This is a genomic window from Bifidobacterium margollesii (assembly GCF_002860355.1).
Taxonomy (GTDB): domain Bacteria; phylum Actinomycetota; class Actinomycetes; order Actinomycetales; family Bifidobacteriaceae; genus Galliscardovia; species Galliscardovia margollesii.
Genome location: NZ_NMWU01000039.1, coordinates 1 through 10470, shown reverse-complemented (window position 1 = coordinate 10470; position 10470 = coordinate 1). Strand labels below are relative to the sequence as shown.

Here is a 10470-nt window from a genome sequence, read left to right as displayed (position 1 = left end):
CAAACGCGCGGCGGCCGGTTCGTTCCGGGGAGCGTGCCGCAGGGACACGCCACGGGGAACGGACCGGCCGCCGACGCCGGCGCCTAGTCGAGCAGGCCGAGCACGTAGTCCTTGACCTCGCCCGGCTGGGCGTGCGCCTCGAACAGCCCGCGGAACCGCTCGCCCGCGAACGCGCCCCTGACGAGCTCGGGATCGAGGTCGCGGTAGATGTCCACGAGCGGACGGAACGCGGCCGCCCGCACCCCGTCCAGGATCCGCTTGTTGCGCTGCTCGGGCACGACCCGCTCCTTGGGATAGCCGGAACCGGGCTCCTCGAGCCACAGCTTCTCGAAGATGTACTCCAGCTGCAGCTCCTGGCCCCACCCGTTCTTCAGCGCGAACGGGATCGCGATGGCGTTGCCGTCGTTGATCTGCGCGAACGTGTACGCGTCGAGCGGGTCCTCGACGTGCCCGCAGATGACGCCGGGGAAGCTGTTGAGCGCGAGCATGGCGCCCTCGCCGGTGCCGCAGCCGGTGACCACGAAGTCCGCGGCCCCCGAGTTGAGCAGCGCGGCGGCGAGCACGCCGTTCTGCACGTAGGTCAGCTGCGCGGCGTCGTCGGCCGCGTACATGCCGTAGTTGTCCACATCGAAGCCCTTGGCGGCGGCGACCTTCCCCAGGGCCTCGTGGATCAGGCCGTTCTTCGCGGCCTGGCTGTTCTCGTTGATCAAAGCGATGCGCATGATGGTGTTTCCTTTCCGAATCGGTGAAAATATGGTTGACGCGCCGGCATGCCGGCGTGGGACCGGGGCGTGCGGGCACGGGTCCTCCCCCCAGTCGCCGGAAGCAGGACCGGGGCGAGTTCGGGGCCTCCCCTCAGTCGCCTTCCGGCGACAGCTCCCCTCCGGGAGGGGAGCCGGGCGTGGGATGCCGTGGATCATGTGATGCGTGCGTCGTCAAGGCGCGGGGCGCGAAGGCGTATTCGCATACGTCGAGCGCCCCGCAACGCGGACGACGCTCCATCACATGATTCACTGGGGCTGCTTGCCGATGTACGCGAGGATCCCGCCGTCGACGTACAGCACGTGCCCGTTGACGAAGTCGGACGCGTCGGAGGCGAGGAACACGGCCGGGCCCTTGAGGTCGTCCGGGGTGCCCCAGCGGGCCGCGGGGGTCTTCGCCACGATGAACGCGTCGAACGGGTGGCGCGAGCCGTCGGCCTGACGCTCGCGCAGGGGCGCGGTCTGCGGGGTGGCGATGTAGCCGGGCCCGATGCCGTTGCACTGGATGTTGTGCTCGCCGTACTCCGAGCAGATGTTGCGGGTGAGCATCTTCAGGCCGCCCTTGGCCGCGGCGTACGCGGACACGGTCTCGCGGCCCAGCTCGCTCATCATCGAGCAGATGTTGATGATCTTGCCGTGCCCCTTGGCGATCATGCCCGGGATCACGGCCTTGGCGACGATGAACGGCGCGTTGAGGTCGATGTCCACGACCTGGCGGAAGTCCTCCACGCTCATCTCGGTCATCGGGATGCGCTTGATGATGCCCGCATTGTTCACGAGAATGTCGATCGTGCCGTATTTGGCTTCGACGTCCTTGACCATGGTCTGGACGGCCTGTTCGTCGGTGACGTCGCACAGGTATCCGTGGGCGTCGATGCCGAGGGCGGCGTAGTCCTTTTCGGCCTGGTCGATCTTGGCCTGGTCTCGGTCGTTGAAGATGATCTTCGCGCCGGCCTGGGCGTAGGCGGTGGCGATGGCGAAGCCGATGCCGTAGGAGGCGCCGGTAACCAAGGCCACCTTGCCTTCGAGGGAGAAGCTATTCATGGAGAATCCTTCTGTCATGGTTCCTTCTTTCTGCTAATGCCTGTTGGATTGGGGTTTCGGATGATGGTTACTTGATGACGGCTTTGACGGCGGCGATGGATTCCTTGGCGGATTCCACGACGTGTTCGGGGGTGATGCCGAGGTCCTTGAGGTTCTGCAGGCCTTCGCCCTGCAGGCCGAACTGTTCGATGGACACGGCCTTGCCGAAGCTGCCGAGGTACTTGTACCACGGCTGTGCGAGTCCGGCTTCCACGGAGACGCGGGCGTATACCGAGGACGGCAGTACGCTTTCGCGGTATTCGGGGGTTTGGTCCTCGAACCATTCCATCGACGGCACGGAGACCACCCGGGCCTTGATGCCTTCGTCGCCCAGCGTTTTGGCGGCGGCCAGCGCCACCTGCACTTCGGAGCCGGTGGCCATGAGGATCACGTCCGGGGTGCCTTCGACGTCTTCCAGCACGTAGGCGCCGTGCTTGACGCCTTCGCGCGCCTTTTCGGCGGTTTCGGGCAGTACGGGCAGCACCTGGCGGCTGAGCACCATGGCGGTGGGCAGCGTGTTGTCCTTTTCGAAGAAGTAGCGATAGGCTTCGGCGGTTTCGTATTCGTCGGCGGGACGTACCACTTCGAGCTGCGGGATCGCACGGTAGGCGGCGAGGTGCTCCACGGGCTGGTGTGTCGGGCCGTCCTGTCCGAGGCCGACGGAATCGTGGGTCCACACGTACAGGTTCGGGATCTCCATCAGCGCGGCGAGTCGGACCGCTCCTCGCTCGTAGTCGGCGAACTGGAAGAACGTGCCGCCGAACGGGCGGGTGTCGGAGTCGAGCAGAATGCCGTTGGTGATCGCACCCATGGCGAATTCACGGACGCCGAAGTGCAGCTGTCGGCCGTAGGGGCTGACCTTCGGATGCTGCGTGGTGGCGTACTCTTCGGGGGCGAACGACGTGGCGCCGTCGATGTCGGTGAGGTTCGCGCCTCCCAGATCGGCCGAGCCGCCCCACAGTTCGGGCATGACGGGTGCGATGGCGTTGAGCACCTTGCCGGATGCGGCTCGGGTGGCGACTTCGCTGCCCACCTCGTAGGTGGCTTCCAGATCGTCGATGGCCTTGTCGAAGCCTTCGGGAAGCTTGCCGGCCTTGATGCGGTCGTACAGCGCGGCTTTGTCGGGGTTGGCTTCACGCCATGCCTGGTAGCGGGCGTTCCACTCCTCGTGGGCGGCCTTGCCGCGTTCGGCGACCTTGCGGGCGTGGGCCAATGCCTCTTCGTCCACTTCGAAGGTCTTGTCCGGGTCGAAGCCGAGGAGCTTCTTGAGTCCGGCGATGGCCTCCGCGCCGAGCAGCGCGCCGTGGGAGGAGGGATCGTTGGTCTTGCCGGGGGTCGGCCATGCGATCAGCGTGTCGACCTTGATGAACTTGGGTCGGTCGGTCACTTGTTCGGCCTTGTGCAGTGCGGCGGCCAGCGCTTCGACGTCCTCCTTGTAGGAGCCGTCGGGCTGGATGAAGCTCACTTCGTCGGTGTACCATCCGTAGGCTTCGTAGCGCTTGAGCACGTCTTCGGCGAAGGCGATCTGCGTTTCGCCTTCGATCTGGATGTGGTTGGCGTCGAAGATCACGGTGAGGTTGCCGAGTTTCTGGTTGCCGGCCAGCGAGCAGGCTTCGCCGGAGACGCCTTCCTCTACGTCACCTTCGCCGCAGATCACCCAGATGTTGTGGTCGAACGGCGATTCGCCGGCGGGGGCGTCCGGGTCGAGCAGTCCGCGCTGGTAGCGCTGGCCGTAGGCGAATCCGACCGCTGACGCCACGCCTTGTCCGAGCGGTCCGGTGGTGATTTCGAGTCCGGGGGTCAGTCCGTATTCCGGGTGTCCCGGCGTGCGGGTGTCGGCGCCGCCGCGGAAGTACTTGATGTCGTCGAGGGTGAGGTATCCGGCGTAGTAGAGCTGTATGTACTGGGTGAGCGAGGCATGGCCTCCGGAGAGGATGAAGCGGTCACGCCCAACCCACTTCGGGTCGGCGGGGTCGTGCTTGATGAAGTGCTGGTAGAGGGTGTAGGCGATCGGTGCGAGGGAGACCGCCGAACCGGGGTGACCATGTCCCGCGTGTTCGACTGCGTCGGCGGTGAGCGTCTTCGCCATCTTGACTGCGCGGTCGTCCAGTGGTGACCATGTGAAATCGGCCATGGATACTACTTCCTTCCGGGTGGAACCAACGGTGAGGTTCGGCGTGTCTTGCCCTTCGTTGGGAGGAACCACGCTGCCAGATCCGCCGGTTTGGCTTTGGTTTTCAACGGATGAGGTTGCTGTGTTCCCGGCTTTCCTTCGAGGCTTCCCTGCTGTGCCGAGTTGACAACTTTCCGCATCCGTATCTAATATATCACATGAATATCAAAAGATATATCAGGAGGCCGGGGAGGCCGACGATGGCAATCCCCTCCTCTCCCAGATATCCATTGGCATTCGCAATAGATGCACAAAGACATTCGGAAGAGAAGCTGTACTTCACAAAGGAGTGTGTATGTCTGACAAGAATCTTGCGATATACGACACAATCGAACACGCCAAGGCCGTGCTCGATCGTCAGGAGGCCCCGCACGCCTCCAAGGCCGGCTGGCTTATGGTCACCGCCCTGCTGATCGAATCTTGGGATATCTACTCGATGTCCTTCATCATGACCCACCTGAAGGATGTGTTCCACCCGAGCGCCGGCCTGCTGGGCTTCACCTCGGCAGGAACCCAGCTGGGCGCCATCGTGGGCGCCATCCTCGGCGGCTGGCTCACCGACAAGTTCGGTCGCCGCAACATCTTCATGGCGTCGATGACCATGTTCGCCATCTGCGCCGTGGCTCAGGGCTGCGCGCCTAGCATGGAGGTGCTGGCCGTCATCCGATGCATCGCCGGCATCCCGGTCGGCGCCGACGTGGCCAACGGCTTCACCTACATGATGGAGATCATGCCGAAGGGCAAGCGCGAGGTCATGGCCAACCGTTGGCAGTTCATGTTCTCCCTGGGCATCCTGTGCGCCATCATCCTGGTCACCGCCTTCGAGCTCGGCTCCATGCACCCGAACGTCACCTGGCGCGTCATCCTCGCCATCCCGGCCATCCCCGCGGTGCTACTGCTCCTTGCCCGACACAACCTCCCCGAAACCCCGACTTGGTACGTCGAACACGGCCGCTTCGTCGAGGCCCGCAAGGTCGCCGCCAGCTACTACGGCAAGGACTGCCTGAACGGCGTCGTTCCGGATCACGACATGGAACTCCCCCGCGTCACCTGGGGTGAGGCCGTCAAGGATCTGTTCAGCGACCCCTTCACCCGCCGCAGCACCATCTTCGCGTGGATCTCCAACTTCGTGCAGGCCCTCGAGAACTACTCCTTCTCCTTCTACCTGCCGACCATCCTCGCCGGTCTCGGCATCGCAACGCTGGTGCAGAACAACCTCGCCATGTTCGCCGTCTACTGCCTGGCCTCCATCTCCGCCTTCGTCGGCCCGCTGCTGCTGCGCAAGATCGGCCACAAGGGCCTGAGCCAGTGGGGCTTCGGCCTCGTGGCGGTCGGCATCGTGATCTCCGTCGTCGGCATCTCCTCCAACAACATGATCATCATCATCGGCGGTTCCGGCGTGATGCTGTGGGGCCACTACTGGTCCTCCGAATCCGGCCAGACCGTCGCATCCCTGGTCGCCAAGCCGGCCTACCGTGGCGCCGCCTCCGGCATCGCCTACACCTTCGTCAAGCTCGCCTCGTTCGTCACGCTGTGGGTCTTCCCCACCCTGTTCGAGAACCTTGGCGTCGTCAAGGCCGATCTCATCGTGGTGATCTTCCCGGTCATCGCCTTCCTGGCCGCATCGTTCATCCTCCCCGAGGTCTTCGACCACGCGGTTTCCGCCGAATCCCTCAAGAAGGGAGGGGAAATCAAGGACTGACCCGACCGGGGGATTCGATCCGCATTCGATCGGTCCGTTTCATTTGCCAGACGGGCGGACTGGTCGGGCGGATCCTCTCCCCCACCCATAACTCAGCTGTCATCCCTGCCGTACCGGCGTAATCCGATCATCGAATACCGGTTGATCGTCCGACGATCGTCCGACGATCGTCCGAATGATTTGATCGGTGTGATCAACCATTCTGATCCGATCGGTCATGTCGTTTCCTCCCTTCCTTCGGCGGCATGACCGACCTCGATCGGAAGATCGCGCCGGCGGTGGGAATGCAGACGGCCATATCGATCACCAACCATATTTCGCACAGTTCCGCACTGGACCTGTGAAGTTCTGCAAAGGAGCGAACACCAAAATGAATGAAATCCCAACCATTGAAAGCATCAAGCTGACCCCGACCCGCGTCCCGCTGCCGGAAGGACCGTGGGGAGACCAGATCCACCATGTGGAGAACATCGAGGTCGTGATCGCCGAAGTCACCGGTTCCAACGGCCTGACCGGCGTGGGCTTCAGCCACACCTCCGGTTGGTGCGGTGCCACCATCGCCCAGCTGGACGAGGAGATCATTCCCGACGTCATCGGCCTGAAGGTCTCGCCGCAGGGGCTGTGGCGCCGCTCCTACAAGTACATCCACGACGTCGGAGGCGCCGGCGTCACCACGCACGCCCTCTCCGCGCTCGACATCGCCTACTGGGATCTGCTCGCCAAGTCGCTCGACGTTTCGCTGTACGACCTGCTGGGCAAGGTGCGCGACCGCGTGCCGCTGTACGGCTCCGGCATCAACCTGAACCTGACCATCGAAGAGGTCATCGAGCAGGTCAAGCGTTGGAAGGCCGAAGGCTACATCTGCGCCAAGGTGAAGGTCGGCAAGCCCGACATCGAAGAGGACGTCGAGCGTCTGACCAAGATCCAGGAGGCCGTGCCCGGATTCCCGCTGGCCGTGGACGCCAACCAGGGATGGACGCTGCCGGCTGCGCTGCGTGCGTTCAAGAAGTTCGATCACTTGGATCTGCTGTGGATCGAAGAGCCTCTGCCGAGCGACGACATCGTGGGGCACAAGGTGCTGCGTGAGCGCGTGAACACCCCGATCGCCCTCGGTGAGAACACCTACACGCTCAACCAGTTCAACCAGCACTTCGAGCAGGGTTCCTGCGACTACGTGCAGGCCGATCTCGGTCGTGTGGGTGGTATCACCGGATACCTCGACATCGCCGCGGCCGCCCGTGCACACAACCTGCCGATGACCCCGCACTTCGTAATGGAGCTGAGCGCCTCGCTGCTCTCCTGCATCCCGAACATCTACGCCTCCGAGATGACCGACGGTGGCACCTGGACCGCGCTGGGCATCTTCAAGCCGTCCGACAACATCAAGAATGGCTACTGGACCCCGCCGACCGCTCCGGGCCACGGCCTTGAGGTGAACTGGGACTACGTGAACGCCCACAAGTTCTGATTCGCCCGACCGGTACTTCGGTACCGATTGGTACTGGTACTGCGGTACCGGCGTATAGCGGATTCCCGGGTCGGACGATCCTGTCGGCTCGGGAACCGCGACTACTCCTTATTTTCTCCTGACGGCAATACCGTTATCGCTTTGCGGTCCCGGAACCTTTCCTTCCTTTGGGTTCTAGGACCGTTTTGTCGTGTTTGAGAGGCGAAAACGCGAGTTGTGAGGCTTGTGATACGGAACAGTCGGCGATCGGGGCTTTTCCCCTACGTGATTTCAACGGTTTGTGTGTTTCGTTCCGATCGCTTGGGAGCCAAAGCCTCACAACTCGTGTTTTCTGGTTTATGAGGGCCTGCGACGATAGGGTTTTCGGTCAAAGCGCGGCAACTGTTGCCAAAATGATGTCTTGCTGGTTGACAGTGAAATATCACATGCATATCATCCTTGATCGGAACGGGGGAAACCGCTCCGCATGGATTAGAGGAAGTGTGATCATCATGAAGTCCCAGAACAAGTTCGTCAAGGCCCTGAAGCACATGTGGACGATGGAAGACGCGAAGGAATCTCCGGTCGATGCCGAGATCACCGGTCTGTCCGCCCGCATGAGCATGTGATTTTTCGCGGATCGGCCGACCTTTTTCAGGCCGGTCGATCCTTCGATCGTGATCTCATGATCGACCGGCCTGTGACCACGATCCCATAACGCCGTCGGCATCCAATCCCGCGTTGGAAATCCCACGTTGGGAATCCCATAGTGGAAGCCGACGGCGTTGCTGTATGCGGCAGCAGATCATCGTATGTGGCGGCAGACACTGGCAATCCGCGGAATCGCTTTCCCTCCACGTAAATCAAAGTCTCGGAGCCCTCACTCTCCCTGCTGATAGAGATCTTCCGCGGTGACGAACGACAGTCGCTCGTCACCCGCATACCGATCACTCGTGGATTCGGCGACGGGATGTTTCGTAAACAATGTCATCCACGCATCATCGGCGCTATACCCTTTTATCAGACCGGCCCGTCGATGCAGTCGTTCGATGGCTTCGGACTCGTTGAATGTGTTACGCCATTTGCATTCGCCCAACAGTATGGTCTTGGCCAATGGGTCGGCGGCGATAACGTCGATATCCGTCTGCTCGCGCGCTATGGGATCATTCCCCCACCATTTGCCGAACTGCGTGGCGATGAATGGCAACTCTCCGGCCGCGTTGCGTCGAATCAGCCACTGCTGGCACACCGTTTCGAATTGCTGCCCCACATAGGTGTCGAATGCCGGACCGAAGGCGAGTCTCCTTGCCACGGTTTCGCCGATGTTGCCCTCCAGAATGCTCATATTGCGGCCAACGAAGCGGAACCAATAGGCGAAGAACGGGTCTGAAACGACGTACATGCCTTTTCTGGATTTGCTTGGGTCATCGCCGAACGGCACTTTGCGCTCTATCAGTTGCAGCCCCACCAGTGTTTTCAGATAGGCACCGATGGAATCAGCATCCACACCAGCATGCTCGGCGATGAGTTTCGGTGTGGCGTTGCCCCCTGCAATGGCCAGAAGAATCGAATAATAGGATGCCGGTTCGCGTAGCTCCTCGCGAAGCAGCATCATCGGTTCTTCCCTCAGTGCGCCGAGGCTGTCGAACATCAGGCGCAGTACATTGGCTTCGAATCCATCCCGTTCCTGCAGGCGTGCGAGATAGTAGGGCGTTCCGCCGAAGGCCGCGTAAAAGAGGATTCTCTCCTGAGCGGATATATTCGGAAGGAACTTCGCCGCGTCGGCATAGTCGAACGGCAACAGATGGATCTGTGCAGTACGACGACCGTACAGTGGGCTTTTTCGGCCCAGCACGTTGTCCTCCATGAACCTTTCGTTGCTGCCGGACAGGATCATCGTCATGTTCGTCTTGAGAAAACCATGATCGATCGCGATCTGCAGAATAGAAGGCAGCGCTGGCTCTGCGGCGGCGGCATACGGGAACTCGTCGAACACGAATACAAGGCGCTTGCCGCTGTGCTCCGTCTGCTCCGCAACGAACGACAGTGCCTCTCGCCATCCTCCGAACGATGGTGTCGATGCGGGCATGCCGAAGAATTTCAATGCTGCGCGAGAACAATCCTCAAGATTCATCTTGGCGCTTTGCTGGATGGCGGTGAAATACAGCACCTGCTTGTCTTTGACGAACTCGTCGATCAGTGCGGTTTTCCCGACGCGGTGGCGACCGTACAGCACCACCATTTCGAATGAGTCGCTGGAGTACAGCCGCTCCAGCGTTTGTAGTTCATGCTCTCGGGCTACGAACATGACATGCCTCCGTGCGCTTGAACGAGTAGCTCTACCGTTAAGGGTATTACGATTACCTTAATTACGATTAAGGTAATCGTAATACCCTTAAGGTCATGGGCGATACCGTACGGGCAATGCGTCCGATCGCGATGCTGATTCCGCCCTGTGGGGAGACTCCAGCGGAGCGAAGGTCAGCGGAACAGCTGACTGACGATAATCAATGTCGCACCGATCAGCGTCAGCACGGAGCCAGCCAGCATGAGCGTCCTTCCACGGGCCTGTTCCTTCTGCGAGGAAGTCGTGCGCGAAGAAGCCATGAAAAACAGCGCGGCGCCGACGATAATGGGGACGATCGCAGCGTGCAGCAATGTCCAATCCGTAATTGATCCCATGCTGAGCCTCCTTGCTTCAAGTCTCTATCAGTTTATCAATTCACTCTTTTCGAGGGTTTAAACCCGGATTCAATTTGTAAGTGCAACACTCGTCTCTGGGTGGCTTGTCTTTGACATTACCTTGCCGAGCTCGCGGTACCAAACCTCGTTGGGCGTTTCCCAGCCCAGGACCTTCAACGGGGTGTCGTTGATCTCGTCGACGATGGCCTGCAGGTCCGCATCCGACAGGTCGTCGAAGCTGGTCCCCTTGGGCAGGTAGCGCCGGATCCTGCCGTTGCGGTTCTCGTTCGTGCCCCGCTGCCACGAGGAGTACGGGTCCGCATAGTAGGTGAGCATGCCCAGCGCCTCGTCCACGAGCAGGTGGCAGGAGGACTCCGTGCCGTTGTCCCACGTGCGGTCGATGCGCGCGGGCGCGGGGATCCGGCTGTAGATGTCGTATTCGGCGCGCGCGGTCGCCAGCGCGCTCTTGTCGGGGATGAACCGGGCGAACAGCTTGCGGCTCTTGCGTTCGGCCTGCGTGTCGATGCACCGTTTCGACGGGGACGCGCCGACGACGGTGTCGGACTCGAAGTGACCGAACCCGCGGCGCGAGTCCACGCTCTTGGGCCGGTCGGCGATCGGC

The 10470-nt window shown here is 61.7% G+C and carries 9 protein-coding genes; 2 read left to right on the top strand and 7 right to left on the bottom strand.

Features of this window, described 5'->3' with window-relative positions; translation table 11 throughout:
• Window positions 1-83: 83 nt before the first annotated feature.
• The 4 genes from Uis1B_RS10145 to tkt form a co-directional block, all read right to left on the bottom strand.
• The gene (locus Uis1B_RS10145; RefSeq protein WP_101616461.1) at window positions 84-722 is read right to left on the bottom strand and encodes an RpiB/LacA/LacB family sugar-phosphate isomerase; all 639 of its coding nucleotides are present in this window, start codon (window positions 720-722) and stop codon (window positions 84-86) included.
• Between the two features lie 133 nt (window positions 723-855).
• Window positions 856-1014 carry a hypothetical protein gene (locus Uis1B_RS12070; RefSeq protein WP_165782851.1) on the bottom strand — a complete coding sequence of 53 codons (159 nt, stop codon included), beginning with the start codon at window positions 1012-1014 and terminating at the stop codon, window positions 856-858.
• Window positions 1011-1823, bottom strand: coding sequence for a gluconate 5-dehydrogenase (locus Uis1B_RS10140; RefSeq protein WP_207763420.1), 813 nt, complete (start codon window positions 1821-1823; stop codon window positions 1011-1013). The genes Uis1B_RS12070 and Uis1B_RS10140 overlap by 4 nt, the downstream gene beginning before the upstream one ends.
• Window positions 1824-1872: 49 nt before the next feature.
• The gene (gene tkt / locus Uis1B_RS10135; RefSeq protein WP_101617997.1) at window positions 1873-3978 is read right to left on the bottom strand and encodes a transketolase; all 2106 of its coding nucleotides are present in this window, start codon (window positions 3976-3978) and stop codon (window positions 1873-1875) included.
• Window positions 3979-4312: 334 nt separating this feature from the next.
• Here tkt and Uis1B_RS10130 point away from each other — a divergent pair, with 334 nt between their 5' ends.
• Entirely contained in the window at window positions 4313-5719 is a 1407-nt protein-coding gene (locus tag Uis1B_RS10130) for an MFS transporter (protein ID WP_101617995.1), read from the top strand.
• A gap of 370 nt (window positions 5720-6089) precedes the next feature.
• Window positions 6090-7187 carry a mandelate racemase/muconate lactonizing enzyme family protein gene (locus Uis1B_RS10125; RefSeq protein WP_101617993.1) on the top strand — a complete coding sequence of 366 codons (1098 nt, stop codon included), beginning with the start codon at window positions 6090-6092 and terminating at the stop codon, window positions 7185-7187.
• Window positions 7188-8046: 859 nt separating this feature from the next.
• Here Uis1B_RS10125 and Uis1B_RS10120 read toward each other — a convergent pair.
• From Uis1B_RS10120 to Uis1B_RS10110, 3 genes are all read right to left on the bottom strand, one after another.
• Window positions 8047-9474 carry an ATP-binding protein gene (locus Uis1B_RS10120; protein ID WP_101617991.1) on the bottom strand — a complete coding sequence of 476 codons (1428 nt, stop codon included), beginning with the start codon at window positions 9472-9474 and terminating at the stop codon, window positions 8047-8049.
• Between the two features lie 173 nt (window positions 9475-9647).
• Window positions 9648-9848 (bottom strand): hypothetical protein, encoded by a 201-nt coding sequence (locus tag Uis1B_RS10115; protein ID WP_101617989.1) that lies wholly within the window; start codon window positions 9846-9848, stop codon window positions 9648-9650.
• 69 nt (window positions 9849-9917) lie between these two features.
• A partial coding sequence (locus tag Uis1B_RS10110; RefSeq protein ID WP_133124919.1) for an IS30 family transposase occupies window positions 9918-10470 on the bottom strand: 553 nt, incomplete at its 5' end.